24 protein-coding genes are annotated in these 25460 nt (G+C 70.8%); 8 read left to right on the top strand and 16 right to left on the bottom strand.

Going from position 1 to position 25460, the window contains the following annotated elements; genetic code table 11:
• Position 1: 1 nt before the first annotated feature.
• The 3 genes from AC4BGB_RS16055 to AC4BGB_RS16045 form a co-directional block, all read right to left on the bottom strand.
• The gene (locus tag AC4BGB_RS16055; RefSeq protein WP_490547885.1) at positions 2-598 is read right to left on the bottom strand and encodes a dual specificity protein phosphatase family protein; all 597 of its coding nucleotides are present in this window, start codon (positions 596-598) and stop codon (positions 2-4) included.
• Positions 599-645: 47 nt separating this feature from the next.
• Positions 646-2049 carry an FAD-dependent oxidoreductase gene (locus AC4BGB_RS16050; protein WP_490547884.1) on the bottom strand — a complete coding sequence of 468 codons (1404 nt, stop codon included), beginning with the start codon at positions 2047-2049 and terminating at the stop codon, positions 646-648.
• A gap of 91 nt (positions 2050-2140) precedes the next feature.
• Complete coding sequence (locus AC4BGB_RS16045) at positions 2141-2617, bottom strand: hypothetical protein (RefSeq protein WP_490547883.1); 477 nt, start codon at positions 2615-2617, stop codon at positions 2141-2143.
• Positions 2618-2797: 180 nt separating this feature from the next.
• On the opposite strand from AC4BGB_RS16045, the gene AC4BGB_RS16040 reads away from it, so the two are divergent.
• On the top strand, positions 2798-3637 hold the full coding sequence (locus AC4BGB_RS16040) for a glycoside hydrolase family 16 protein (RefSeq protein WP_490547882.1): 840 nt from the start codon (positions 2798-2800) through the stop codon (positions 3635-3637).
• On the opposite strand, the gene AC4BGB_RS16035 is transcribed toward AC4BGB_RS16040, so the two are convergent.
• The 3 genes from AC4BGB_RS16035 to AC4BGB_RS16025 are packed head-to-tail and all read right to left on the bottom strand — an operon-like array spanning position 3638 to position 4795.
• Complete coding sequence (locus tag AC4BGB_RS16035) at positions 3638-4063, bottom strand: PaaI family thioesterase (RefSeq protein WP_490547880.1); 426 nt, start codon at positions 4061-4063, stop codon at positions 3638-3640.
• Positions 4064-4071: 8 nt separating this feature from the next.
• A complete protein-coding gene (gene bfr, locus AC4BGB_RS16030) occupies positions 4072-4596 on the bottom strand; it encodes a bacterioferritin (protein ID WP_490547879.1) in 525 nt (174 codons plus the stop codon).
• Positions 4547-4795 (bottom strand): (2Fe-2S)-binding protein, encoded by a 249-nt coding sequence (locus tag AC4BGB_RS16025; RefSeq protein ID WP_490547878.1) that lies wholly within the window; start codon positions 4793-4795, stop codon positions 4547-4549. Before AC4BGB_RS16025 ends, bfr begins: the two co-directional genes overlap by 50 nt.
• Positions 4796-4940: 145 nt before the next feature.
• On the opposite strand from AC4BGB_RS16025, the gene AC4BGB_RS16020 reads away from it, so the two are divergent.
• The 4 genes from AC4BGB_RS16020 (at position 4941) to AC4BGB_RS16005 (ending at position 7501) form a co-directional block, all read left to right on the top strand.
• On the top strand, positions 4941-5480 hold the full coding sequence (locus AC4BGB_RS16020; RefSeq protein WP_490547877.1) for a TetR/AcrR family transcriptional regulator: 540 nt from the start codon (positions 4941-4943) through the stop codon (positions 5478-5480).
• Complete coding sequence (locus AC4BGB_RS16015) at positions 5480-5830, top strand: DMT family transporter (protein ID WP_490547876.1); 351 nt, start codon at positions 5480-5482, stop codon at positions 5828-5830. The genes AC4BGB_RS16020 and AC4BGB_RS16015 overlap by 1 nt, the downstream gene beginning before the upstream one ends.
• A complete protein-coding gene (locus AC4BGB_RS16010; RefSeq protein WP_490547875.1) occupies positions 5827-6150 on the top strand; it encodes a DMT family transporter in 324 nt (107 codons plus the stop codon). Before AC4BGB_RS16015 ends, AC4BGB_RS16010 begins: the two co-directional genes overlap by 4 nt.
• An 85-nt stretch (positions 6151-6235) precedes the next feature.
• On the top strand, positions 6236-7501 hold the full coding sequence (locus AC4BGB_RS16005) for an Nramp family divalent metal transporter (RefSeq protein WP_490547874.1): 1266 nt from the start codon (positions 6236-6238) through the stop codon (positions 7499-7501).
• A gap of 617 nt (positions 7502-8118) precedes the next feature.
• Here the strand turns inward: AC4BGB_RS16005 and AC4BGB_RS16000 are convergent.
• From AC4BGB_RS16000 to AC4BGB_RS15975, 6 genes are all read right to left on the bottom strand, one after another.
• On the bottom strand, positions 8119-9588 hold the full coding sequence (locus AC4BGB_RS16000) for an HNH endonuclease signature motif containing protein (protein ID WP_490547873.1): 1470 nt from the start codon (positions 9586-9588) through the stop codon (positions 8119-8121).
• 539 nt (positions 9589-10127) lie between these two features.
• A complete protein-coding gene (locus tag AC4BGB_RS15995; RefSeq protein ID WP_490547872.1) occupies positions 10128-10730 on the bottom strand; it encodes a LutC/YkgG family protein in 603 nt (200 codons plus the stop codon).
• Entirely contained in the window at positions 10723-12159 is a 1437-nt protein-coding gene (locus tag AC4BGB_RS15990) for a lactate utilization protein B (protein WP_490547871.1), read from the bottom strand. The genes AC4BGB_RS15995 and AC4BGB_RS15990 overlap by 8 nt, the downstream gene beginning before the upstream one ends.
• A complete protein-coding gene (locus tag AC4BGB_RS15985; protein WP_490547870.1) occupies positions 12159-12896 on the bottom strand; it encodes a (Fe-S)-binding protein in 738 nt (245 codons plus the stop codon). Before AC4BGB_RS15985 ends, AC4BGB_RS15990 begins: the two co-directional genes overlap by 1 nt.
• A 91-nt stretch (positions 12897-12987) precedes the next feature.
• Positions 12988-16191 carry a response regulator gene (locus AC4BGB_RS15980; protein WP_490547869.1) on the bottom strand — a complete coding sequence of 1068 codons (3204 nt, stop codon included), beginning with the start codon at positions 16189-16191 and terminating at the stop codon, positions 12988-12990.
• A gap of 111 nt (positions 16192-16302) precedes the next feature.
• Positions 16303-16803 (bottom strand): pyridoxamine 5'-phosphate oxidase family protein, encoded by a 501-nt coding sequence (locus AC4BGB_RS15975; protein ID WP_490547868.1) that lies wholly within the window; start codon positions 16801-16803, stop codon positions 16303-16305.
• A gap of 187 nt (positions 16804-16990) precedes the next feature.
• On the opposite strand from AC4BGB_RS15975, the gene AC4BGB_RS15970 reads away from it, so the two are divergent.
• The 3 genes from AC4BGB_RS15970 to AC4BGB_RS15960 all read left to right on the top strand — a co-directional run bounded on the left by AC4BGB_RS15970 (position 16991) and on the right by AC4BGB_RS15960 (position 19355).
• Positions 16991-17854, top strand: coding sequence for an aldo/keto reductase (locus AC4BGB_RS15970; protein WP_490547867.1), 864 nt, complete (start codon positions 16991-16993; stop codon positions 17852-17854).
• The gene (locus AC4BGB_RS15965; protein ID WP_490547866.1) at positions 17854-18825 is read left to right on the top strand and encodes an aldo/keto reductase; all 972 of its coding nucleotides are present in this window, start codon (positions 17854-17856) and stop codon (positions 18823-18825) included. The genes AC4BGB_RS15970 and AC4BGB_RS15965 overlap by 1 nt, the downstream gene beginning before the upstream one ends.
• Before the next feature lie 110 nt (positions 18826-18935).
• Positions 18936-19355 (top strand): BLUF domain-containing protein, encoded by a 420-nt coding sequence (locus tag AC4BGB_RS15960; protein WP_490547865.1) that lies wholly within the window; start codon positions 18936-18938, stop codon positions 19353-19355.
• 109 nt (positions 19356-19464) lie between these two features.
• Here AC4BGB_RS15960 and AC4BGB_RS15955 read toward each other — a convergent pair whose 3' ends face one another.
• From AC4BGB_RS15955 to AC4BGB_RS15940, 4 genes are all read right to left on the bottom strand, one after another.
• A complete protein-coding gene (locus AC4BGB_RS15955) occupies positions 19465-21201 on the bottom strand; it encodes an L-lactate permease (RefSeq protein ID WP_490547864.1) in 1737 nt (578 codons plus the stop codon).
• Between the two features lie 70 nt (positions 21202-21271).
• On the bottom strand, positions 21272-22672 hold the full coding sequence (gene glcF / locus AC4BGB_RS15950) for a glycolate oxidase subunit GlcF (RefSeq protein WP_490547863.1): 1401 nt from the start codon (positions 22670-22672) through the stop codon (positions 21272-21274).
• A 1-nt stretch (position 22673) separates the two neighbouring features.
• Entirely contained in the window at positions 22674-23933 is a 1260-nt protein-coding gene (locus AC4BGB_RS15945; protein ID WP_490547862.1) for an FAD-binding oxidoreductase, read from the bottom strand.
• Positions 23933-25456, bottom strand: coding sequence for an FAD-linked oxidase C-terminal domain-containing protein (locus AC4BGB_RS15940; RefSeq protein WP_490547861.1), 1524 nt, complete (start codon positions 25454-25456; stop codon positions 23933-23935). Before AC4BGB_RS15940 ends, AC4BGB_RS15945 begins: the two co-directional genes overlap by 1 nt.
• Positions 25457-25460 lie beyond the last annotated feature (4 nt).

The following is a 25460-nucleotide window of genomic DNA, read 5'->3' as shown; positions in this document are numbered from 1 at the left end:
GCTAGTAGCCCTGGCTGCGCCGAAGCCGGATCACTGCCGCGAGGTCGAGGTGGTTCTCCTCGCGCCAGCGGGCGAGCCGGGCACGGTCGCGCTCCAGGGCCTCCGGAGGGCTGTCGAGGCGCTCGTGGTGCCAGCGCAGCACGTCGTCGGCGTACGCGATCCAGGCGATCGGCCGGGCCGTGCGGATCGCGTCCAGCGCCTCGATCGGGTCCCAGCCCTGTGCCAGGAGCACTGCGTACCCCACCGAGGGTCCGCGGTTGATGCCCATGTGGCAGTGGGTCAGCACGACGCCGCCCTGCTCGATCGCCTCCAACGCCCAGGACACCGCGTCCTCGAACCACTGGGTCGGCACCCGCTGGCCGGCGTCGTCCATCCCGTGGTGGAGGTAGGACATCGTGGGCGCGTGCTCGGCGACGTAGTCCTCGTCGCTCCACTCGATCCGGGCGTCGAGGACGTGAGTCACCCCCACCTCTACGAGCTCGCGCAGCTGCTCGGCGGCGAGGTCGGCGTCCTGGGTGTCCAGGTCGCCGCCCACGAGCAGCTCGGGCGTGACGAAGGCTGCGTTGGCCGTGGCGAGCGGGGGGTGTCGACGATCCATCGGAATCGAATCTAGCCCCGCGTCCCGACACTCCTCGGCGGAGCGCATCAGTCCTTGCTGGCGCGACGCTTGAGCGGCCTGGTCGCCGGGCCCTCCAGCACCGTTCCGTCGGGGGCGAACCGGGAACCGTGCAGCGGGCAGTCCCAGGAGCTCTCGGCGTCGTTCCAGTGCAGCAGGCCGCCGAGGTGGGTGCACACCCCGACCACCTCGCAGGAGCGCTCCTGACGCACCGTCTCCACGACGGAGCCCGCCAGCGCGATCCCGACCTTGCCGTTGATGCTGATCGTGTTCAGCACGCCGGAGAGCCGGGGGTTGCGCCGGTCGAAGGGCTTGGCCCACGACGGCTCGGAGCCCAGGATCCGCCCGGAGATGGCCCGCCCCGCTGCGACGCCGTTGGTCATCCCCCACTTGTCGAACCCGGTTGCCACCGAGATCCGCCCGCCGCCTCGGGGCAGGTGCCCCACGAACGGGATTCCGTCGACCGGCGAGTAGTCCTGCGCCGACCACTGGTGGGTCTCGACGGCGCCCGGGAAGTGCTCGGCCGTCCACTCCCGGAGCCGGTCCACGTGCTCGAGCTCGGAACGGGTGCGCCCCACGGAGTGACCGCTCCCGCCGACCAGCAGCTTGGGCCCGTTCTCCCCGGGGGTGTCGCGGACCGAGCGGGAGTCCGACCCGGCGGAGAGGAACATCCCCTCCGGAGGCGCCGGCCAGTCGTAGGCGAGGGCGTAGGAGCGCTCCGGCTCGACCTTGGCGAAGAACAGGCCCCGATCCAGGATCGGGGTGCCGGTGGCCAGCACGACGTGGTCGGCGAGCAGCGTGGTGCCGTCGTCCAGGGTGAGCTCGGGCCGTCCGGTCAGCGTGACCGTCCGGACCCGGTGGCCCTGGTGCAGGGTGCCGCCGTGGTCACGCAGCTGGGCGACCAGGGCCGTGAGGAAGTCCATCGGGTCGAACTGGGCCTGCTCCTCCAGCACGGTGGCGCCGTGGAACGGGAAGGGTACGTCGAGCTCGTCGCGCCAGCGCACGTCGAGGCCCAGGAGCCGCGCCGCGTCGTACTCCTTGCGGACGGTGGAAACCTCGGACTGCTTCGCGGCGTAGGTGTAGGCGGCCCGTCGCTGGAAGGGCACTCCGTGGTCCTCGCAGAACCGCAGCAGCCACTCCTGGCCCTCCCGGTTCGCCTCCACGTAGGCGGAGGCCACCTCCTGGGACTGGTAGCGCAGCAGACCGGTGTACTTGGTGCCCTGGAGCAGCGAGACCTTCGCGGTGGTGTTGCCGGTGGCGACGGCGCCCACCTCCCGGGCCTCGACGACGGCCACCCGCCGCCCCGCGCGTGCCAGCAGCAGCGCGGTGGTGAGGCCGGTGATGCCCGCGCCCACGACGACGTCATCGACGGGAGCGTCGGGCAGCGGGTCACTGGGAACGGTCTGGGCGTGCGCCAACCACAGGGAGGTCATGGGGCCTAGCGTGCCCAGCGACCCCGGGGTTCATTCCTGATGCGGCGAGCGTCACGCTGCCCGGACGGCGCCGGGGGCGTGCCGCGACGGGTCAGCGGTTGAACCGCACGTCCCGCTCGGCCGCGTAGAGATCGGCCTTGTTCTGGTAGTGCATGACGACGTCGCTGAAGACCTTCCAGTCGACGTCGCGGGCCCGGACCACGACCCACCGGTCCTGGTAGTTCGCGAAGGCGATCTCCCCGTCACTGACCCGGATGTCCACCGAGGGGTCCTCGAGGTCGAAGCTGTCGACGTGACCGTCACGGCGGATCGAGATCATCGAGCCCTCCACCGTGATCCGCTGCGGGATGTTGGCCTGCAGCATCGCCCAGACGATCACCAGGGAGACCACGGCCGCGGCCGTGACCAGCATCGCCCAGACGTTGCGCTGCGTGATCGACAGCGTGGCACCGATGCACAGCGCCATCAGCGCGATGACGGCCAGCATGCGCATCACCCGTCGACCGGGGTCGGGTGCGACGAACACGTACTGCTTGGCCTGGGTCTTCGTGTCTTTCCTCGAGCCCATCGGACACCTCCTTCGCGACGATCCCCCCGGGCGAACCAAATGAGGCTCAACAGGGATATTTCAGAGACTGCCACGCGGAGCAGCGCTCCGTACGGGAATCCGGGAAACCTCGGGGGCCGGAAACCTTGCTTTTTTCCATTCTACCTCGAAACCGTACAAATCGGACCTACCGTTTCCGTCGTGACTGTTTCCCGCGCTCTCCGGTCCGCCATCACAGCGATCGGCGTGCTCGCCCTGGCGGCCACCGTCACGGCGTACGCCGGACCGGCGCCCGGACCGACAACGAGCGCGGCCGTCGCGGACGCCTGGGCCTCCGGCGAGGTCAGGCCGGCAGCCACGACCTACCCCACCAACGCGGCCAAGATCTTCCGCTGGGGCAAGGCGCAGTGGGTCGACGAGTTCATCGGCCCGCTCAAGCCGGTGTGGTCGGTGAACCAGAAGGCGCAGGTCCGCAACCAGAACGGGATGCTCACCCTGGACACGTTGGGCACCAGCGGCACCGTGACCGCGAAGCTCACGGGACGCTCACGTCAGTACGGCCGCTGGGAGGCACGCGTGCGCTCGCGGCAGTACGGCGCGAAGGCGACGCCGTACCGGGTCGCCTGGGAGCTGGTCCCCACCACCGGGGAGCGGTGCGGGGCCCGCAGCATCGTGCTCAGCGACTACGTGATCGGCACCAACGTGGCGACGGCGCACCTGCGCAACCTGCCGGACCTCGACTACAGCGTCTCGAAGAGCCTTCCGCTGAAGAACAAGTTCCACACCTACGCGGTCGAGGTCACCCCCGACCGCATCTCGTGGTTCGTCGACACCCGCGTGGTGATGACCGAGCGGCGGCCCGCAGCCCGCACGGGCGCGTCGTACGACGTGCGCTTCCGGCTGATCGCCACGCCCGGCAAGAAGATGAACCGCGGCCGGATGCAGATGGACTGGGTGCGCCACTACACGCTGGCGCGCAAGAACGCCCAGCCGATCACTGCGCCGCAGGCCAGGCTTGGGACCTACGCCGACGCCTGCTGACTACCCGGCGTCGGTGAGGTTCTGCAGCCGCACCTGACCGCGCGAGGCCAGCTTGCCGGTCTCGTCGATGGTCGTCTCGACCAGCCACACCTGCTGCGACCTGCCGCGGTGGATCGGAGTCGCGACGGAGGTGAACCCACCCTCGCTGATCGCGCGGTAGAAGTCGGTGTTGTTGTTGACGCCGACGACCCGGCCGCGCTCCCCGAGCCACACCGAGGCACCCATGCTCGCCAGCGTCTCCACGACGCTGCAGTGGGCACCGCCGTGCACGATCCCGTGCGGCTGGTGCAGGTGCGGACCGGCCTTCCAGGTCGCGACGACCTTGTCCCCGGTGAGCTCGACGAACTCGAGTCCGATGTAGTTGACGAACTCACCGGCGATCTCGGTGGCGTCCCCGGGCAGCATCACCTGGGGATCGGCGCTCACCTCGGTCACTACGCGGGCCCGGCGCCGCTGTCGATCTGCTGGGCGAGGTACTGCGCCGTACCGACCCGCTCCATCGCGTCGATCTGGCTCTCGAACCAGTCCGCGTGCCGCTCCTCGTCGAGCACCATCTGCTCGAACACCGCCGCGGTGCCGTGGTCACCGAGGTCGTGGCACTCCTTGGCGGAGGCGTTGAACTGGGCGACGGCGGCGCGCTCGCTCTCGAGTGCGAGACGGAGCATCTCCTCGGGGGTCTCCCCCACCTGGATGTTGTTCAGCCGCTGCACGTTCGGGTGGCCGTCGAAGAGCAGGATGCGGTTGATGATGTCGTCCGCGTCCTTCATCTCGTCGATCGACAGGTCGTAGTAGACCTTGCCGAGACGAGGGAAGCCCCAGTTGTCGAGCATGCGTGCATGCAGGAAGTAGGTGTTGGTGACGGTGAGCTCGAAGGTGAGCGCGTCATTGAGCATTTCTACGACTCTGGGACTAGCTGGCTGCAACTTCGACCTCCATGGCGGGTGCGGATACACCCCCATGCTGGCACAGGACACGCTTGACGGAGAAAACACAGTTGCCGCACTGCTGGCCCGCTCCGGTGGCCTTGCAGACCTGGGACACCGTGCGTGCGCCGGCCTCGATCGCCTCGGTGACGGCCCGCTCGCCGACCACGGCGCAGTGGCAGAAGATCACGGGTCGGCCTCCAGGAGGATCGGGAGAGTCAGGCTTCGGAGCCATAGGTAAGGCTTGCCTTAGTCTTGCACGGCCCTCGCGATAGTGGCTAGGGGATCTGTGGCATCGGTCCGGAAAGCGGACTCCCGCAGTGACGTCGGGGCCGCCTCGCGAGGTAGTAACTTGACCGACCGGTTGGTAGAGTTACTCGGTGCGCCCGAGCAACCGTGATGCCATCGTCGAGGCCGCCCACCGCGTGGCGGCGCGGCAGGGCGGCGCCGACTACTCCTTCGAGTCCACGGCCGCGGAGGCCGGCCTGACCAAGGCCGGGGTGCTCTACCACTTCCCGGCGCGGGAGGACCTCGTGCTCGCGGTGGTGGAGTACGTCGCGCGCACCTGGGAAGAGGCGATGCTCGAGGCCCTCGGACGTCCGCTGGCCGGGTCCACCCCCGCCCAGCGGATCCGCGCGTACGTCGAGGTCGCGGCCGGCGACGACGTCTCCCGCGGCGACTTCGCGATCTACGCCGATGCACTCTGCCGACCGCAGCACGTGGGCCCGTGGAACGAGGTGTTCTCCCGCTGGTTCGACCTCGAGGGCTGCACCGCCGCCGAGCGCGCCCGGCTCTCCTGCGCGAGGTTCGCCGCCGACGGACTGTGGGTGGCCAAGGCCACCGAGACGATGCCGCCCGACCCGGAGGAGCACGCCGCCCTGGTGGCCCAGCTGCTCGCCCTGACCGAACCGGCCTCCTGATGAACAAGTGGATCCTGCTGCTGATCGCCATCCTCTCCGAGGTGGCCGGGACGCTGGCACTGCGCGCGGCGCTGGACCAGCCGGCCTGGTTCGCGCTGGTCGCCGTCGGCTACCTGGTGGCGTTCTGGCTGCTGAGCAGGGTGCTCGTCGCCGGGATGCCCGTGGGAGTCGCCTACGGGATCTGGGCCGCCACCGGCGTCGCCCTGACCGCGGTGCTGGCCACCGTGCTGTTCTCCGACCCGTTCACCACCCCGATCGGCCTGGGCATCGTCCTGGTCGTGCTCGGCGTACTGCTCGTGGAGACCGGCTCGCGCGAGCACCCCTCCCCCGCCGCCGGAGACTCGCGATGACGTGGGTCTACCTGGTCTCGGCCATCCTGCTCGAGGTCGGCGGCACGCTCTCGCTGCGCCAGTCCGAGGGTCTGAGCAAGCGAGGGTGGGCCGCGGCGACGGTGGTCGGGTACGTGTCCGCGATCTGCTTGCTGTGGCTGACCCTCGACTCGGGGATGGCTATCGGAGTGGCCTACGGGATCTGGGCCGCGACCGGCGTCGCCCTGACCGCCCTCGCCGGGCGCTTCCTGTTCAAGGACCCACTCACGCCGCGGATGCTCCTGGGGATCGTTGCGATCGCCGGCGGAGTCCTGCTGATCGAGCTCGGCGCGATGCACTGACCGTCCTGGATCGAGGCCGTTCCGCACCGCGCCGGTGATTGCTAGCGTGACGGGCACGTCTCGTCCCGGGCCCCGGAGGTCAGCGATGTCCGCGCGCGAACAGCAACAGCCCGACACCGAGCCGGAGCCGCGCTGGCGTCTCCTCGGGCCCGGCCTGGTGGTCGCGGCCACCGGCGTCGGCGCCGCGGACCTGGTCGCCACGCTCGTCGCCGGGAGCAAGTACGGCTACGCGCTGCTGTGGGCCGCCGTGCTCGGGTGCCTGTTGAAGGTCGTGCTCGTCGAGGGCGCCGGCAGGTTCAGCCTGGCCACCGGCAAGACGATCTACGAGGGCTGGACCAGCCTGGGCCGCTGGACGCACTTCTACTTCGGTCCCTACATCGTGATCTGGGGCGTCGTCTACGGCGCGGCCGCGATGGCCGGGACGGGCCTGGCGCTGGCGGCGCTGTTCCCGGTGCTCGGAGTGAAGGCCTGGGGCATCGCGTCGGGCGTGATCGGGCTCGTGCTCGTGTGGTCGGGTCGCTACGGGGTCTTCGAGAAGGTCCTCGGCGCCATGGTGCTCCTGATGTTTGTCTCGATGGTGGGCGCGGCCGCGATCACGCTGCCCAACATCCCCGAGCTGCTCACCGGGCTGGTGCCGACCATCCCCGACGGCGCGATCCTCAACGTCCTCAGCGTGGCAGGAGGTGTCGGCGGGACGATCACGCTGGCGGCGTACGGCTACTGGCTGCGGGAGAAGGGCTGGATCACCCCGCGGCACATGCGCGTGATGCGGATCGACAACTCGGTGGCGTATCTGGTCACCGGGCTGTTCGTCGTCGCCACCCTGATCGTGGGCGCCGAGCTGCTGTACTCCGCCAGGATCGCGGTCTCAACCGGCGACAAGGGCATGCTCGACCTCTCCAACGTGCTCGAGGACCGCTACGGCGCGGCCGCCGGGACGGTGTTCCTCGTCGGGTTCTGGGCGGCGGCGATGAGCTCGCTGGTCGGCGTCTGGAACGGCGTCAGCCTGATGTTCGCCGACTTCGTGGGCCACGTGCGCGGCCTCGGGCCCGACCACCCCGACAGCCGCGCCGGAGGCAAGTACTACAAGGCCTACGTCCTGTGGCTCACGGTGCCGCCGATCATCTTGATCTTCCTGGGCCAGCCCGTCTACCTGATCCTCGCCTACGGCGTCCTCGGCGCGTTCTTCATGCCGTTCCTCTCGGTGACGCTGCTCTGGATCCTCAACACCGACCGCGTCCCGGGCCAGTGGCGCAACAAGCTCCCCAGCAACATCGCCATGGTCCTGTGCACCCTCACCTTCGGAGCCCTGGCGCTCAACGAGATCCGCAAGGCCCTCCTCCTGCTGTAGGGGGGGACCACAGGTGGTCGAGCAGCGAGCGAAGCCTGCGTACGGCGGCGCAACCACTAGGTGGTCGAGCAGCGAGCGGACAGTCGAGACCACGTCAGGTGGGCCGGAGCCAGACGTACGACGGCACGAGGGCCGCACTCGGACGTACGCCGGAGCACACGACTCCCAAGGTGGTCGAGCAGCGAACGCAGTGAGCGGACAGCCGAGACCACACACGTGACCGGGGAGCCAGACGTACGACGGCAACGAGTTCCCACACTCGGACGTACGACGGGGCACACGACCCCACGGTGGTCGAGCAGCGAACGCAGTGAGCGGACAGCCGAGACCACACACGTGACCGGGGAGCCAGACGTACGACGGCACGAGAGCGGGCACTCGGACGTACAACGGCGCACACGACCCCACGGCGGTCGAGCAGCGAGCGTCAGCGAGCGGACAGCCGAGACCACACACGTGACCGGGGAGCCAGACGTACGACGGCACGAGAGCGGGCACTCGGACGTACAACGGCGCACACGACCCCACGGCGGTCGAGCAGCGAGCGTCAGCGAGCGGAAGTCGAGACCACTCAGGTGAGCCCGCAGTCAGACCCACGCCACGCAGAGAGGGCTGAGTCAGCAGAAGTGCGGTGGCGCGTCCGGCTGTGGCGGCGGCCGATCCGCGGTGACATCAACCGTCCCGTGGTGATCCCGCAGGAACTGGAGCCCGTGCGGGCTGGTCCACAAGAACGTCCCGGGCCCCAACGTCGTGTAGCCCCACGTCGAGTGCGTCTTGAGTCGGTGGTGCTTCCGGCACATCGGCGCCACATTGCATGAACAGGTGGTTCCGCCCCGGTCATGCGGTATGCAGTGCTCGGAGTCGCACTTGCGCGCGGGCCGGGTGCACCACGGGAACACGCAGGTGTGGTCGCGCAGCTGGATTTGCTCGGCGAGCCGGTCGGGGACCTCGTAGGCGTTCACACCGATGTGGTCGTTGAGGTCGATCACCGGCTTCACCGTGATCGCCGTGTCGGGGTTGGCGCACCAGGTGCGGACCTGCTCGGCAGTCACCCCGGTGCGGGTGTTCTCCACCCGGGCGAGGTGGAGGCCGTCTTCGCCACGGACCGCGGCGTCGGAGAGGTGCACGTAGAGGATCACCTGGCGGGGCCTGGGTGACGCTCCTCGCTTGCGTTGCGTGGTCTCGACTGTCCGCTCGTCTCGACTGACCACTCGCTGACGCTCGCTGCTCGACGCAGGACTGCGTTCGCTGCTCGACCGCCCTGTGGCTGAGTCCTGCTCCGTGGCCCGGTCACCGGAGACCTCCACTGCACCGGCTTCGAGGTCGAAAGCGAGCTGCCTGCGGGCGAGCTCACCGGCTGCCATCGCGCGGCGGACATCCAGGGACTCCGTAGCTCCACACAGCGCGAGCTGCTCGGCACCCTGCGCCAGGGCGGCGTCGAAGTCGAGGGCGTCGCCGAGGTCGAGCTCACCCTCCACCCGGGTGGTGCCGTTGAAGGACACCTGGTCGTGATGGAACGTCACGTGACGACCGTCAGCTGACTTCTCGGCCCGCTCGACCGCGAGGTCGGGCATGAACCGGTCGACCGCTTCCGCGACCAGCCGCTCCAGTGCGGCGAACCCGATCTTGTGCGCGAACGGCGCCACCTGGGCGTCCACGAACCTCGCCGCCTCCGGTGAGAGGGCGAGGGTGGCTTCGGCGACGCGGCGAGCGCGCCACACCGGGAGTGCCCCGTTCTGGATCCGTGCCCAGAGCCTGGGCAGGCGGTACTTCAGCTCCAGCCCGTGCGCGATCAGCGCTTTGCCGGCGTCGGTCGTCTTCCCGATCGCGGCGGCGAACTCAGCGATCGCGAACTCCGCGACCAGCGGAGCACCGGGGCCGGCAAGCAGGAGGCCAGTTTCGCCGCCGCCGATCCAGGTGGCGGCTTCGTGGATCGACTCCGGCGGGTGCTGCTCGGCCCAGAGCACTGCGGCGGTCAGCACATCGGCCTCCGCACGATCCGCATCGGCGCGCCGTTGCCGGGCGAACGACAGCACGTCCGAGGCGCTGTCGAGCTCCTCGATGCTGGTCGCCGCGGTTGGTGTCATGGATCAATCCAAGCACCGGGCACTGACAGTTTCGGGTGAGAATCCCCTTGTTTTACGGGGGATCAGGGAAATAGTTGGAGAGATTCTCCGAGCTTCATGGCCCGGGTCGGTTGGGTTCCTTGCGCGGCTCGGGTTTGCTTGCCGGGTCGCCTTGCGTGGTCTCGACTATCCGCTCGCTCCGCTCGCTGCTCGACCACCATGGGGGTCGCGTGCACCGTCGTACGTCTGGGCGCCCTAGCCCGCGTACGTCTGCCTTCGCGGCCCGCCCGGTGTGGTCTCGACTATCCACTCGCTTCGCTCGCTGCTCGACCACCTTGTGGTCGCGTGCACCGTCGTACGTCTGGGCGCCCTAGCCCGCGTACGTCTGCGTTCGCGGCCGCCCGGTGTGGTCTCGACTGTCCGCTCGCTGGCGCTCGCTGCTCGACCACCTTGTGGTCGCGTGCCCCGGCCCACCTCACGTGGTCTCGACTATCCACTCGCTTCGCTCGCTGCTCGACCACCTTGGGTCGCGAGACCACCTCGGGCCGTGTGTCCCTCGCTCAGCCTTCTACGACGATGACGTGGAGCTGGCGGGGGCCGTGGACGCCTTCTACTCGGTCGAGCTCGATGTCGCTGGTGGCCGAGGGGCCGCTGATCCAGGTGAGGGGGCGGGAGGGGTCGAGGAGGGCTACGGCGTCGGGGACGTCGGCGACGACCTGGTCGGCGCGGACGATGCAGACGTGGCGGTCGGGGACGAGGGTGATCGCGCGGCGGCCCTGGCCGGGGCCGTGGTCGAGGACGATGGTCCCGGTCTCGGCGACGCCGACCCGGGCCTCGGTGACGACCGCGTCGATCCTGTCGAGCTGGAGGGCGGTGAGCCCGGCGTCCACGGTGGCGCCGGGGACCTCGACTCCCAACCCCTCGGGTACGACGACCGAGCAACCCTCCACCGCCGCCAGGACCCGGTCGGTCAGCTCGGCGGCGGTGCAGCGCTCGACCACGGCGAGGTAGTCCGCGACCCGCTCCGCGAACAGCTCCACCGAGCCGTCGACCCGGGTCCGGGGAGGACGCTCGTACGGGACCGCCACCGCGGACGCCGTGGCCGCGCGGACCCGGCCCAGGATCTCGTCGCGAGCACTGCTGCCGCCAAAGGACTCACTCATCACGCCCTCCGTCCGTGCGTCGCCACCAGGCCCGGAACGACTCCGGCGGACCCTTCGGCACGTCCCGCGCGCCGCTCCACGGGGCCACGATCGGGACCCTCCGGGCAAGGCCGGTGCCGAACCTGACGAAGCGCTCGGCGAAGCCCAACCGCTTCGCGGACGCGAACGTCGCCGCGGCACCCTTCATCGCCACCGCCTCCGGCTTGGGCGGCCGCTGGCCGCGGTGGGCGTCGACGACCTGGGCGCGCAGGTCGACCAGCACCGACGGGATGTCGATCTTGACCGGGCACACCTCGTAGCAGGCGCCGCACAGCGAGGAGGCGTACGGCAGCGAGTCGACCTGGTCATTGGTTCCGGGGCCGCGCATCAGCGGGTTGAGGATCGCGCCGATCGGGCCCGGGTAGACCGAGCCGTAGGCGTGTCCCCCGACCCGCTCGTAGACCGGGCACACGTTCAGGCACGCCGAGCACCGGATGCACCGCAGCGCCTGGCGTCCCATCTCGTCGGCGAGCGCGCGGGTGCGGCCGTTGTCGACGAGTACGACGTGCACCTCCTGCGGGCCGTCGCCGGGGGTCACACCGCTCCACGTGGAGGTGTACGGGTTCATCCGCTCGCCGGTCGAGGAGCGCGGCAGCAGGCGCAGGAACACGTCGAGGTCGGCCCAGGTCGGCACGAGCTTCTCGATGCCCACCACCGAGACGAGCACCTCGGGCAGCGTCAGGCACATCCGGCCGTTGCCCTCGGACTCCACCACCACCAGCGTCCCGGTCTCGGCCACCGCGAAGTTCGCTCCCGAGATCGCGACCTTGGCGCGCAGGAACTTCTCGCGCAGGTGCAGCCGCGCAGCCGCTGCCAGCTCCTTCGGCTCGTCGGTCAGGTCAGGGGGCGGGGGCCTCCCGACCGAGGCCATCCGGTCCAGGAAGATCTGCCGGATCTCCGCCCGGTTGCGGTGGATCGCGGGCACCAGGATGTGCGAGGGCAGGTCGTCGCCGAGCTGGACGATCAGCTCGGCCAGGTCGGTCTCCCAGGCCGCGATCCCCTCCGCGGCCAGCGCCTCGTTGAGGCCGATCTCCATGGTGGCCATCGACTTGACCTTGACCACTTCGTCGACGCCGTGCGACTTCGCGACCTCGGCGACGATCCGGCAGGCCTCGGCGGCGTCGCGGGCCCAGTGCACGACTGCTCCGTTGGCCGTCAGGGTGGCCTCGAGCTCGACGAGGTGGTCCTCGAGCTCAGCCAGGGTGGCGTCCTTGATCGCGGCACCTGCGGTACGCAGGTCCTCCCAGTCCGGGAGCTCGCCGACCACCCGGGCCCGCTTGCCCCGGATCGTGCTGGTGGCGTGCGCGAGGTTGTGCCGCAGCTGGGTGTCGGCGAGCGCGAGCTTCGCGGCCTCGGGGAAGACCGGCATCCCGACGAAGGTGGCAGTCATCAGTTCGTCCCCTCGGTCGCGGCCAGGACCTCGGCCAGGTGCATCGTCCGGACCCCGCCCCGCTGCCGCGAGAGCAGGCCACCGATGTGGGTCAGGCAGGAGTTGTCGCCGGCGACCAGCACCTCGGCCCTGGTCTCCCGCACGTGACGGGCCTTGTCCGACCCCATCGCCACGGAGGTGTCGGCGTTCTTCATCGCGAACGTGCCGCCGAAGCCGCAGCACTCCTCCGCCGCGGGCAGGTCCACCAGGCGCAGTCCGCGCACCTTCTCCAGAAGCATCCGCGGCCGGTCGCCGACGCCGAGCATCCGCAGCGAGTGGCACGTCGGGTGGTAGGTCACCGTGTGCGGGAACGCCGCGCCCACGTCGGTCACCCCGAGGAAGTCGACGAGGAACTCGCTGAGCTCGAAGACCCGCGGCGCCGTCTCGGTGACGGCCTCGACCAGCGCAGGATCCCCGGAGCGGCGCGCCACGATCTGGTGCTGGTGCCGCGCCGATCCCGCGCACGAGCCCGAGGGGGTGACGATGGCGTCGTACCCGGAGAACGCCTCCACGAAGGACCGCAGCGCGGGCACGGCCTCGTCGACGTACCCCGTGTTCACGAACGGCTGGCCGCAGCACGTCTGCGCCGTCGGGAACTCGACGTCGACGCCGAGCCGGCGCAGCAACGTCACCATCGCCTTGCCGGTGTCGGGGAACATCGCATCGTTGATGCAGGTCACCTGAAGCGCAACTCGCACGCCGCTCAACTCCGCTCGGGCCCGGGGTCGCCCGGTGAGCGGGCATCCGTCCCTTGCGACTGTACGTCGGACAGGGGGCCGCCGTCAGTGCTCAGACGGTGGCTGATTCCGGCGTGCTGCTGGCGATCTCCTCGGCCAGGAGCTGCAGCTGCCTGACGCCCTCGGTGGACTCCCGCTCCAGGGTGGCCAGATCGGCGGCCCCGGGCAGCTGCCCGTCGAGCGCGCGCTGCTCCAGGTCCGCGCAGCAGGCGGCCAACCGCTCCAGGCCGACGTTGCCCGCCCCGCCACGCAGGGCGTGCGCCACCCGGCTCACCTCCACCGGGTCCGCGGCCGACACTGCCGCCTTCAGCTCCTGGCGGGCGCCCTCTGCCCGGTCGCCGAAGCGGTCCACGATCTGGAGCAGGAGCGGGACGTCCGCGCTGCCGGAGTCGAGCAGGTCGGTGAGCCGTCCCTCGTCGAGCACGGGAAGGTCGCCCGGCGCGGGCCTCGGCGCCGCGGACCCACGTGGTGGCCGCACCGGCTGCTCGACGGGCTCCCCCACCCATCGCGACAGGGTCTCCTCCAGCACGGTCCGGTCCACCGGCTTGAGCAGGAAGTCGTCCATCCCCGCGCTGAGGCAGCGCTGCCGCTCGTCCTCGCCGGCCCCCGCGGTCATCGCGATCACCGGGATCCGCGGGCCGATCGACTGCATCGCGCGGATGGCGTGCGTGGCGTCGTACCCGTTCATCACCGGCATCTGGCAGTCCATCAGGATCGCGTCGAAGCCCCGCGGGTCCTCGGCGAACTCCGCGACCCCGGCGGCGCCGTTGTCGGCCAGCACCACCTCGTAGCCGATCCGCTGCAGCACACCCTCGGCCACCAGCTGGTTGACCGGGTTGTCCTCGACGACCAGGATCCGTCCGCGTCCGCGGACGACCGGTACGGGGGCGGGTGCCGGCCGGTCGTCCTCGGCGTCGAGGCGACCACCGAGGTGCGCGAGCGCGTTCAGCAGCTGGGCCGGCAGCACGGGCTTGCTCAGGAACCTGTCGATCCCGGCCTCGGCGAGGAAGTCCCCGTGGGGCTCCATCGCCGAGGACAGCAGGGCGAGCCGGGTCCCGTCGTGCCGGCTGTCCGCGCGCACCATCCGGGCCAGCTGCTCCCCGTCGACCCCGGGCATCATGTAGTCGAGCAGCACCACGTCGTGGGGCGTGCCCCTGTTCGCGGCGGCGTCGAGCCGCACCATCGCGTCGTACGCCGACCCGGCGACCTCGACGTGGACGCCCCAGGAGGTCAGCTTCTCCTCGAGGATGAACCTGTTCGTCTGGTTGTCGTCGACCACGAGCACCCGCAGGTCCGCGACCGCGTTCTCGCGGACCGCGTCGCGGCCGGGCCCGTCGTGCAGCGGCGACGCCAGCTCGACGGTGAACCAGAACGTGCTGCCCTCACCGGGCACGCTGTCCACGCCGATCTCGCCGCCCATCGCGGTGACGATCCGCTTGCTGATCGCCAGGCCGAGGCCGGTGCCGCCGTACTGGCGAGTGGTGGAGCTGTCTGCCTGGGTGAACGCCTCGAAGAGCCGGCTCTCCACCTCGGGGGCGATGCCCACGCCGGTGTCGTGGACCTCGACGTGCAGCCGCGTCCCGGACGTGCCGGGCTCGGCGGTCGCCCGGATCAGCACCTCGCCCACGGAGGTGAACTTGACCGCGTTCGAGGCCAGGTTGGTGATCACCTGGCCGAAGCGGACGGGATCGCCGCGGACCTGGTCGGGCACGTCGGCGGCGCTCGAGATCACCAGCTCGAGGTGCTTCTCGCGGGCCCGGTCGGCGACCAGGGCAGCGCTCTGCTCGATGACCACGCGGGGGTCGAAGTCGACCGCCTCGAGGTCGAGCCGCCCGGCCTCGATCTTGGAGAGGTCGAGGATGTCGTTGACGATCGCGAGCAGGGTGCGACCCGCCTGGTCCACGCCGTTGGCGAGGCGGCGCTGGTGCGGGTTGAGATCGGTGGAGCTGAGCAGCTCCCCGAGTCCGATCACACCGTTGAGGGGGGTGCGGATCTCGTGGCTCATCGTGGCCAGGAACTCCGACTTCGCCTTGGACGCACGCAGGGCCTGGTCGCGCGCTGCGGCGAGCTCGGCCGCGCCCCACTCCCGCTCGGCCACGTGTGCCAGCAGGCTCAGGATCTGGTCGAAGACGTCGAGGTCGGAGGCCGCCGGCAGAGTCGGCCCCCTGGTGTCGGAGACCAGCACGCACGCCAACCGGTTCCCGGCGATGACCGGGCCACCGATGAGCACGTTCCCCTGCGGGCCGTGCCGTCGTACGACGCGCCGCGACCGCGCGACCTCGTCGGCGAGGTCGCGTGCGAAGACCCGATCGCGCTCGCTGGTCTGCTCCCAGTCGAGCTCGATGTGCGCGATCTCGTCGCTGCCGGGCCCGCGCGGGACCCCGACGACGACGGCGGGCCACTGGGCGTAGGGCCGCACGATCTCCTCGGCCGCGACCAGCACCTCCTGCAGGGTGCTGGCCTCGTTGGCGGCCCGGCCCATCACGCTGAGGAACGCCATCGCGTTCTCGATGGACTTGGTGGCGGTGATGTCCTGGACGGTGCCGTCGATGCGGACCACCCTCCCGGTGCGGTCGCGCGCGGCGATCCCCCGGCCGCGGACCCACACCGGCGCGGACCCTGCCTGGGGCAGGAACCGGTAGTCCACGATGCACGGAGCCTCGCTGTCCGGCCCGTCCAGCGGCCCCGCCTCCATCCAGCGGCGGACGGCGGTGGTCAGCGGCTCGAGGTCGTCGCGGTGCACGTGGTCGAGGAACGAGTCCACGCCCGGCTCGAAGCCGGGATCGGCGCGATGGACCCGGAACGCCTCGTCGCACCACGTGATCCGGTGCGCCGCCAGGTCCCAGGTCCAGCTGCCGAGGCCCGCGATCCGTTGCGCCTCGGCGAACTGCACCGTCCTGCGCTCCAGGTCCCCGGCCGCAGCGCGGTCGCTGACCCGGTGCAGCCAGCCGTGGAACGCACCGGCGCCGTCGCGGACCGGCCGACTCGCGACACCGACCTCCACGGGACCGTCAGGACCACGCAGGGTGCACTTCGCCTCGGCACCCTCCGCTCCAGCACCCGACGCCAGACGCTCGAGGTGGGCTCCGAAGGTGGCACCCGGGTCGCCCAGGACGTCGTACACCGAGCGGCCGAGCATCTGCTGGCGCTCGGTCCCGAGCATCCGGGCCATCGCCTCGTTGGCGAACGTGGTGCGTCCCTGCTCGTCGAGGACCCACAGCGCGTCCGGGCACGCGTCCAGGATCCAGTCGGACACCGATCCTGGGGACGCGGGCGCGCCGGAGCCGTCGGGGACCATGCCTCATAGTTCATCAGATACTGACAAACCGCTGGAAATCGCCCAGATAGTGATCGGCCCTGCGGCGCCTCAGTCCTGCGCGGGGGCGGTGCTCCCGCCGAGCGGCATCGGGTCGAGGCCGAGCTTGCGGTGGTCCCAGGAGCGCGTGCGGGTCACGTCGAAGCGCACTGCGACGCGCTTGTGCAGCATCGCCTCCACGAACGGCTTCAGGTCGTCGGTGTAGGGGCCGTGGTAGCGCTCCCAGACGCTGACGCCCACCTCCCACAGGGCCTCGGGGTCGTCGAGGATCTCCGCGGTCCCCTCGAACGAGACGCCCCGGAGGGTGTCGTAGGTGAGGCCGTCCTCGATCAGCACGGTCGCGCGGGGGTCGCGACGGAGGTTCACCGCCTTCTGCGCCTTGGACTTGGTCTCGAACCAGAGGACGTCGTCGATCACGGCGAACCACATCGCCACCACGTGGGGCTGTCCGCTGGCGCCGATCGTGGCGAGGTTCGCGGTGCGCCGTGAGGCGACGAACTCGCTGATCTCCTCGGGCGTCATCTCGATCTGGGAACGCTGGTTGATGCCCATGCACTACTCCAAGGGTGAAGAGGGGAGGCCAAGGTACGACGTGGCGCCGCGCCCGCTCCCCCGGGCTCGCTGGGCAGACCGGTTCCGCGCCCGGCGACTGGCCCACGTGGGGACCAGGGGAACATCGCGCCGGGTCGATGACTTGGGACAGGGAGTGGAGAACACCCGACGACTCGAGGAGAACTGCGTGAGCCAGAACGTTGCTGCACCGTCCGGAACCTTCCAGCTCGGGGGTGACCTGCCCGTCGTACGCCTCGGCTACGGCACCATGCAGCTCCCCGGCAAGGGTGTGTGGGGACCGCCGCGCGACCACGACGAGGCGATCCGGGTGCTGCGCCGCGCGGTCGAGCTCGGGATCACCTTCTTCGACACCGCCGACTCCTATGGCCCCTACGTCGCCGAGGACCTGCTCCGCGAGGCGCTGCACCCCTACGCCGACGACGTCGTGATCGCGACCAAGGCAGGGCTGACCCGTCAGGGCCCCGACGTGTGGACCCCGCTCGGCAAGCCGGCGTACCTGCGCCAGGAGGTCGAGATGAGCCTGCGCCGTCTCGACGTCGAGCGGATCGACCTGTTCCAGCTGCACCGCATCGACGCGGACTACCCCGTGGCCGACCAGGTCGGTGAGCTCAAGGCGCTCCAGGACGAGGGCAAGATCCGGCACATCGGCCTCTCCGAGGTCGGCGTGGAGGAGCTGAAGGAGGCCCAGAAGACCGCCGAGATCGTCTCGGTGCAGAACCTCTACAACCTCGCCAAGCGCGACGCCGAGGAACTGCTCGACCACTGCACCCGGGAGAACATCGGGTTCATCCCGTGGTTCCCGCTGGCCACCGGCGAGCTCTCCAAGGAGGACGGCCCGCTGGCCGACGCAGCGAAGGAGCACGACGCGACGCCGTCGCAGCTCGCGCTGGCCTGGCTGCTCAAGCGGTCGCCGGTGATGCTGCCGATCCCCGGCACCTCCAGCGTCGACCACCTCGAGTCCAACACCGCAGCCGCGGCCATCGACCTCAGCGAAGAGGAGTTCGAGGCGATCGGCAAGGCCGCGGCCTGATGCGGTACTCGCGTCTGGGTCGCTCCGGCCTCGAGGTCTCGGCGGTCACGCTCGGCTGCATGAGCTGGGGCGACCCGGTGCGCGGCGGTCACTCGTGGGTCAAGGACGAGGAGTTCGCGCGGCAGACGATCAAGGCCGCGCTCGAGTCCGGGATCAACTTCTTCGACACCGCCAACGTGTACTCCGCGGGCACGAGCGAGGAGTACACCGGCCGGGCGCTGTGGGAGTACGCCGCCCGCGAGGACGTCGTACTGGCCACGAAGGTGCGCGGCCGGATGCGTCCGGGGCCCAACGGCTCCGGCCTGTCGCGCAAGGCGATCCTGCACGAGATCGACGCCAGCCTGACCCGGCTCGGCACCGACTACGTCGACCTCTACCAGATCCACCGGTGGGACCCCGAGACGCCGATCGAGGAGACGATGGAGGCGCTGCACGACGTGGTGCGGTCGGGGAAGGCCCGCTACCTCGGCGCCTCCTCGATGTACGCCTGGCAGTTCGCCAAGGCCCAGGAGGTCGCGCGGGCGAACGGGTGGACGCCGTTCGTCTCGATGCAGGACCACTACAACCTGATCTACCGCGAGGAGGAGCGGGAGATGCACCCGCTCTGCGTCGACCAGGGGGTCGGGGTGATCCCGTGGAGCCCGCTGGCACGCGGGCGGCTGACCCGGCCGTGGGATGCCTCCACCACGCGCGCGGAGACCGATGAGTTCGGCTCCTCCCTCTACCGCGACGAGGACGCCGCCATCGTCGCGAAGGTGCTCGAGGTCGCCGACCGGCGCGGGGTCTCCCCCGCCCAGGTGGCCCTGGCGTGGGTGCTGGCACAGCCGGCCGTGACCTCCCCGATCGTGGGCGTCACCCGGTCCGAGCACCTCGAGGACGCCGTCCGCGCCGTCGACCTGGAGCTGGACGACGACGAACTCGAGGAGCTGTCCGTGGGCTACGTACCGCACGCGATCGCGGGACACCAGTAGGTCGTTCCAGCGTTTTCCGGTGCGCCCTTTGTCCGGATAGGTAGGGTCGGCGGCCAGATCGGTGACCGCCTCCGCGGTCGCCGTACGGACACTCCCTCGGAGACGCTGAGTTGATCTCACTTACCTACCTGAGCACCGCCACCACGCCGTACGACGACGACGGCCTCACCGACCTGCTGCTCACCTCGCGCACGAACAACCACGCCGCCGAGCTGACCGGCATGCTGCTCTACGCCGGCGGCCACTTCATCCAGACCCTGGAGGGGTCCGAGGACGTCGTGGACGCGACCTTCGCCCGCATCGAGCAGGACCCCCGGCACCGCGACGTGTTCATCGCGCTGCGCGAGGCGGTCCCCGAACGCACCTTCCCCGACTGGTCCATGGGCTTCGAGACGCTGAGCCCGGAGGAGGCCGCGGCACTGCCGGGGTTCAACGACTACCTCGACGGACGGTCGATGTCGAAGGAGCAGGGCCGTGACCTCGGCCGCGCAGGCATCTTCCACCGGGTGTTCCGCGACCGGATGCGCTGAGCCGCCTTTCCGGTTCCCCCAGGCCGTCGATCGGGTTGAGCGTCACCCGGTCTTTCAGATGCGACGTGTCGGCGGGGTTGGGGTTTTCAGATGGGACGTCTCGGCGGGTCTACGGGACCATCCAGCTGAGGACTCCCGTTGACTGGAGCCAGACGATCACGCACATCAGGGCGAGCAGGCCCAGGCTCCAGCCGATCACCTTGCGGAAGATGTCGCCCTCGCGCCCGGCCATGCCCACGGCGGCGGCCGCGATCGCGAGGTTCTGCGGGCTGACCATCTTGCCGAGCACGCCGCCGGAGGTGTTCGCGGCGGCCATCAGCACCGGGTCGAGCCCGGCCTCGGTCGCGGTCTGCACCTGCAGGGCACCGAAGAGCGCGTTGGCGGAGGTGTCCGAGCCGGTCACCGCGACGCCGATCCAGCCGAGGATCGGGGAGAGCAGCGCGAACGCGCTACCGGTCCCGGCGAGCCAGGCGCCCAGCGAGCCGGTCTGCCCGGACAGGTTCATCACGTAGGCCAGCGCGAGCACGGCCATCACCGTGATGATCGCCGACTTCAGCTCCACGTAGGTGCGCCCGTAGGTGCGCAGCCCCTCCGCGGGCGAGATCTTCAGGATCACCATCGTGATCAGCCCGGCGAGGATCATCAGCGTGCCCGCCGCGGGCAGCCAGTTAAACGCGAACGTGGTGGTCGCGACCGGCTCCCCCGCGGTGTTGAGCACCTCGAGGCCCGGCCACGCGAACGAGAACGTGAACGGCTTCTCGGCGAAGAACTCCTTGACCGCCGGGATGTTGATGATCGAGAAGATCGCGATGATCACGACGTACGGCGCGTAGGCCTTCGCGACCTCCGAGCCCGGGTCGGTGACCGGGCGCGTCGAGGTCGCCACCCCGGTCCCGTCCCCGGCCGAGCCGCCCGTCGGGGCGCCCGTGGAGCCGGACGAGCCGCCGGCCGGGCCCAGGTCGCCGGCCGAGTCCTCACCGGAGCGCCCGTCCCGCTCCGCGTCGTCGGCCGCCATGTCGGCCGCGGTGAGCACGTGACCGGGCGTCCAGAACCGCAGCAGCCCGACCACGGCGGCAGCGGAGACCAGGGCGGCCAGGATGTCGGCGAGCGGGACCGAGATGTAGTTCGCGGCGACGAACTGGGCCAGCCCGAACGCGACTCCGGCCACGATCGCCGGCAGCCACATGCTGCGTACGCCGCGCCGGCCGTCGACCACGAACACCAGGACCAGCGGCACGACCACGGCGAGGATCGGGGTCTGCCGCCCGACCATCCCACCGAGCGTGTCGACGGTGAGGCGGGCGTCGTCACTGACCCCGGAGGTGACCGAGGCCAGCGTGACGATCGGGGTCGCGAGCGCGCCGAAGGCGACCGGCGCGGTGTTCGCGATCAGGGCCACGGCGGCGGCCTTGATCGGCTGGAACCCGAGGGCCATCAGCATCACCACGGTGATCGCCACGGGGGTGCCGAAGCCGGCCAGCGCCTCGAGCAGGGCACCGAAGCAGAAGGCGATGATGATCGCCTGGATGCGCTGGTCGGGGCTCACCTTCTCGAAGGACCGGCGCAGCACGTCGAAGTGCCCCGAGGTGACGGTCAGGTTGTAGACCCAGATCGCGTTGATCACGATCCACAGGATCGGGAAGAACCCGAACGCCGCGCCCTCGCTCGCTGCGAGCAGCGACTGGTCGACCGGCATTCCGAAGAGCACGATCGCGACCAGCAGGGCCACCACGAGCGAGATCAGCCCGGCGATCCAGGCCTTGAGCCGAAGTCCGCCGAGCAGGACGAACAGGGTGACCAACGGGATGGCACCGCACAGCGCGCTGAGGGCGAGTGAGTCACCCACCGGTTGAAGGTCCTGCTGGAACATCGTGACTCCCTCATCGTGAACGGTCGGACGAAACGGTGGCTCGGGCTCAGGTGGGCAGCAACGACTCCGCGGCAGCACCCCGGATCGAGGCGTCGAGCACCTCGACGGTGTGCGCCATCCCCATGGGGGTGGTCCCCTGCTGGGCGGCAGACTTCTCGATCGCCGAGGTGACCTGCATCAGGCATCCGGGGTTGGCGGTCACCAGCAGCTGGGCCCCGGTCGCCACGATGTTCGCGGCCTTGCGGTCACCGAGCTCCTGGGCCGGTTCGGGGTTCATGATGTTGTAGACGCCGGCCGAGCCGCAGCACAGGTCGGCCTCCGCGATCTCGCGCAGCTCCAGCCCGGGGATCGCCTCGAGCAGCCGCCGAGGTTGCGCCCGGATGCCCTGGGCGTGGGCGAGGTGGCAGGCGTCGTGGTAGGCCACCGACATCGCGAGCGGGTGCCGCGGCGCCACCGTGCCGAGCTCGTCGAGGATCTCCGCGACGTCGCGGACCCGGTCGGAGAAGGCCCTTGCGCGGTCGGCGTACTCGGGGTCGTCCTGGAGCAGCCGGGTGTACTCCTTCATCGTGGAGCCGCAGCCGGCCGCGTTGACCACGACGTAGTCGACGCCGGAGTCCTCGAAGGAGTCGATCAGCGCCCGGGCGAACCTCTGCCCCTCGGGCTCGCGGCCGTTGTGCACCGACAGCGCACCGCAGCAGGCCTGCGAGGGCGGTACGACGATGTCGCAGCCCTCCGCCTGCAGCACCCGGGCCGTGGCCGCGTTGACGCCCGGGAAGAACGCGCCCTGGACGCACCCGGTGAGCAGGCCCACGACCGCGCGGCGCTCCCCCGTCGCGTGGATGTACGGCGGCAGCGGCAGCGGCTGGCCCAGGCGCGGGGCAAGCCGCTCCATCGCCGCGAGCTGCGGCGCGAACCGCTCCAGCAGGCCGGTACGCCGCATCGCCCGGTCGAGCCCGGTGCGCTGCACCAGCCGGAGCGGGCCGCGCAGCAGCTTGAGCCGCCTCGGGTGCGGGAACAGCGAGAAGATCAGCGCGCGCAGCGCCCGGTCCTTGGCCGACCGGTCGTGGTTGCGCTCGACCTGCGCGCGGGTCTGCTCGATCAAGGTGTCGTACTGGACGCCCGAGGGGCACGCCGTGACGCACGACATGCAGCCCAGGCAGGCGTCCCAGTGCTGCACCATGTCGTCGGTCATCGGCTCGCCCTCGAGCCCTTCCTTCATCAGGTAGATCCGGCCCCGCGGCGAGTCCATCTCCTCGCCCCACAGGACGTAGGTGGGGCAGGTCGGCAGGCAGAAGCCGCAGTGCACGCAGTCGCCGATCAGGGCGGCGTCGGGCGGATGGTGCTCGTCGAAGGCGCCGCCGACGACCGGGGTCCCGAGGTCGATGATGCTGCCCATCTCGCCCAGCCCACCGGGCTCCTGCTTCTGGTCGGTGTGTTGCTCGGTCAACTCAGATCCCTCCCACGAACCGGCCCGGGGCGAGCCGGTGCTCCGGGTCGAACTGGTCCTTGACCCGGCGCATCAGCTCCAGCGCCGGCACCGGTCCCCACACGTCCACGGCCGCCTTCACCGCGGCGGGCGCGTCCACCACGACGGCACTGCCCCCGACACGGGTGCACACCTCCCGCACCCGGTCGACCGCGACCCGTACGTCGTCGAGGGGGGTCCCCGGCGCGATCGAGGCATAGGCCACGCCTGCACCCGCGGACCCGCGCAGCGTCATCCCGGTGGCAGCCACCACCGTGAGCACCTCGGCGAGGCCGGAGAGGGCGAAGGTGAGCTTGAGCGCCGTGGCCCGGTCGTCCCCGGTGGCCCTCACGTCCCAGGGGTACGCCGCACCACCCGCCGGGTCCTCCGGGGACTCGGTGGCTCCCGCGCCCAGCAGAGCGCTCACGGTCGAGGCCCGGCCACGGACGCCTTCCTCGCGCCCCTCGAGCAGCACGTGCACCGCGCCTGCTCCCTGCGCCGTCCACTCGACCTCGATCGCCGCCGGGACGGCCTGCGAGCCGAGCACCGACTGCACCGCCAGCTGGGCGGCGCCCGGGTCGGCGACGGGGACGCTGACCCACTGCCGGGTGTCCGGAACCGGGTGCAGCCGGAACACCGCCTCGGTGATCACCGCGAGGGTGCCCAGAGAGCCGATCATCAGCTTGCCGATGTCGTAGCCCGCGACGTTCTTGACCACCCGGCCACCGGCCTTGGCGACGACCCCGTCGGCACGCACCACGGTGATGCCGATCAGCAGGTCGCGCGCGGTGCCGGTGGCGACCCGCCTGGGACCGCTGGTGTTCGCGGCCAGGGTGCCGCCGATGGTCGAGCCGGGCACCGTCTCGTCCAGGGCGAGGCACTGGCCGCCGGTCCCGACGACGTCCTGCACGTGGTCGAGCCGGGCACCGGCCTGCGTGACCGCGATCAGGTCGCCGGCCGCGTGGTCGAGGACCTGGTCGAGCGCACCGAGGTCGAGCAGGACCTCGGCGCCGGCCGGCGGGAGGCCCCAGGACAGCTTGGTCCCCCGTCCTCGCGGCACCACGGTGAGCCCGTGGCCCGCCGCGGCCCGGAGGACCTCGGCGACCTGGGCGGTGTCGGCCGGCCGGGCGACCAGCCCGGGCCGCACCCCGTCGACCGCGTCGCCCTCCCCCGGCTCGTGCACGTCGGCGCAGGCCGAGGCGATCGCCTCGTGCGCGTCGCGGCTCACGGTCTCGGTGTGCATCAGAAGACCTCCGCCACGCCGGCTTCCTGGAGGGGGTGGGCCCCCTTGTGCCGTCCGGGGACCTCGCCGCACAGCCGGGGCGTCGGGAACACCTTGCCGGGGTTGGAGATCGAGTCCGGGTCGAAGGCGCAGCGCACCAGCTGCATCGTGTCGAGGTCCTCGTCGTTGTACATCCGCGGCATGTACTTCGCCTTGTCCATCCCGACGCCGTGCTCGCCGGTGATCGAGCCACCGTGCTCGATGCACAGGTCGAGGATCGCGCCGCTCACCTTCTCGGCCGCCTCGCCGGCACCCTCGACGGTGTCGTCGAAGAGCACCAGCGGGTGCAGGTTGCCGTCGCCGGCGTGGAAGACGTTCGCGACCCGGACCCCGGACTCCCCGGAGAGGTCGGCGATCGCCTTGAGCACCTCGGGCAGCGCCGTGCGCGGGATGACCCCGTCCTGGACGATGTAGTCGGGGCTGATCCGCCCCACCGCGGCGAAGGCCGACTTGCGGCCCTTCCAGATCAGCGCCCGTTGCGCTGGGTCGGTGGCGAGCCGCTGCTCGAAGGCGCCGTTCTCCTGGCACAGCCGCTTGACGTCGGCGTACTCCTGCTCGACCTCGACCTTGGCGCCGTCGAGCTCGATCACGAGCACAGCGCCCGCCCCGGCGGGGTAGTTGCACTGCACCGCGGCCTCCGCGGCCTCGATCGCCAGTGCGTCCATCATCTCCACGGCGGCGGGGACGATGCCGGCCGCGATCATCGCCGAGGTGGCGGCGCCCGCTTGGTCGGTGGTCTCGAACCCGACCAGGATCGTGCGCACCTCCTCGGGCAGCCGCACCAGCCGCACGATGGTCGAGGTGACGATGCCCAGGGTCCCCTCCGAGCCGACGACGGCTCCGAGCAGGTCGTAGCCGGGGCTGTCGGGCGCGAGCCCACCCAGCGTCACGGTCTCCCCCTGGGGGGTGACGAAGTCGGCGCCGACGACGTGGTTGGTGGTGAAGCCGTACTTGAGGCAGTGGGCACCACCGGAGTTCTCCGCGACGTTCCCGCCGATGGAGCAGATCTGCTGGCTCGAGGGGTCCGGCGCGTAGTAGTAGCCGTGCGGTGTGGCGGCCCTGGTCACGTCGAGGTTGATCACCCCGGGCTCGACGACGGCCCGCTGGTCCTCGGGGCGTACGGCGGTGATCGCCCGCATCTGCGAGGTGACGACCAGGACGCCCTCCGCGTGCGGCAGGGCACCGCCGGAGAGACCGGTGCCGGAGCCGCGGGCGACGTAGGGCACCCGGTGCTCGGCGCACGCCTTCACCACCTCGGCGAGCTGCCCGGCGTCCTGCGGGATGACCACCAGTGCCGGAGTCACCCGGTAGTGCGCGAGCCCGTCGCACTCGTAGGTGCGCAGCCGCGAGCGCTCGGAGATCACCGCTTGGTCCGGGAGCAGCCGGCGCGCCACGGCCGTGACGGCCGCGATCCCGGCGCTGCTGCCGGCGTCGGCTTTCGCGGGGCGGTCCCCTGCTGGTGCGGTCGTGTCCGTCGACGCCATGGCC

The sequence above is a fragment of the Nocardioides sp. Z30_9 genome (assembly GCF_058215735.1).
Note: the sequence above shows the minus strand (reverse complement) of the source record. Positions and strands in the feature narration are given on the sequence as shown.

Coding starts and splice junctions, on each gene's coding strand:
- AC4BGB_RS16055 (WP_490547885.1), bottom strand. CDS start 598: ATGGATCGTCGACACCCCCCGCTCGCCACGGCCAACGCAGCCTTCGTC.
- AC4BGB_RS16045 (WP_490547883.1), bottom strand. CDS start 2,617: ATGGGCTCGAGGAAAGACACGAAGACCCAGGCCAAGCAGTACGTGTTC.
- AC4BGB_RS16000 (WP_490547873.1), bottom strand. CDS start 9,588: ATGACACCAACCGCGGCGACCAGCATCGAGGAGCTCGACAGCGCCTCG.
- AC4BGB_RS16005 (WP_490547874.1), top strand. CDS start 6,236: ATGTCCGCGCGCGAACAGCAACAGCCCGACACCGAGCCGGAGCCGCGC.
- AC4BGB_RS16025 (WP_490547878.1), bottom strand. CDS start 4,795: ATGGCTCCGAAGCCTGACTCTCCCGATCCTCCTGGAGGCCGACCCGTG.
- bfr (WP_490547879.1), bottom strand. CDS start 4,596: ATGGGGGTGTATCCGCACCCGCCATGGAGGTCGAAGTTGCAGCCAGCT.
- AC4BGB_RS15965 (WP_490547866.1), top strand. CDS start 17,854: ATGCGGTACTCGCGTCTGGGTCGCTCCGGCCTCGAGGTCTCGGCGGTC.
- AC4BGB_RS16015 (WP_490547876.1), top strand. CDS start 5,480: ATGAACAAGTGGATCCTGCTGCTGATCGCCATCCTCTCCGAGGTGGCC.
- AC4BGB_RS15995 (WP_490547872.1), bottom strand. CDS start 10,730: ATGAGTGAGTCCTTTGGCGGCAGCAGTGCTCGCGACGAGATCCTGGGC.
- AC4BGB_RS15975 (WP_490547868.1), bottom strand. CDS start 16,803: ATGGGCATCAACCAGCGTTCCCAGATCGAGATGACGCCCGAGGAGATC.
- AC4BGB_RS15990 (WP_490547871.1), bottom strand. CDS start 12,159: ATGACTGCCACCTTCGTCGGGATGCCGGTCTTCCCCGAGGCCGCGAAG.
- AC4BGB_RS16050 (WP_490547884.1), bottom strand. CDS start 2,049: ATGACCTCCCTGTGGTTGGCGCACGCCCAGACCGTTCCCAGTGACCCG.
- AC4BGB_RS15940 (WP_490547861.1), bottom strand. CDS start 25,456: ATGGCGTCGACGGACACGACCGCACCAGCAGGGGACCGCCCCGCGAAA.
- AC4BGB_RS15945 (WP_490547862.1), bottom strand. CDS start 23,933: ATGCACACCGAGACCGTGAGCCGCGACGCGCACGAGGCGATCGCCTCG.
- AC4BGB_RS16010 (WP_490547875.1), top strand. CDS start 5,827: ATGACGTGGGTCTACCTGGTCTCGGCCATCCTGCTCGAGGTCGGCGGC.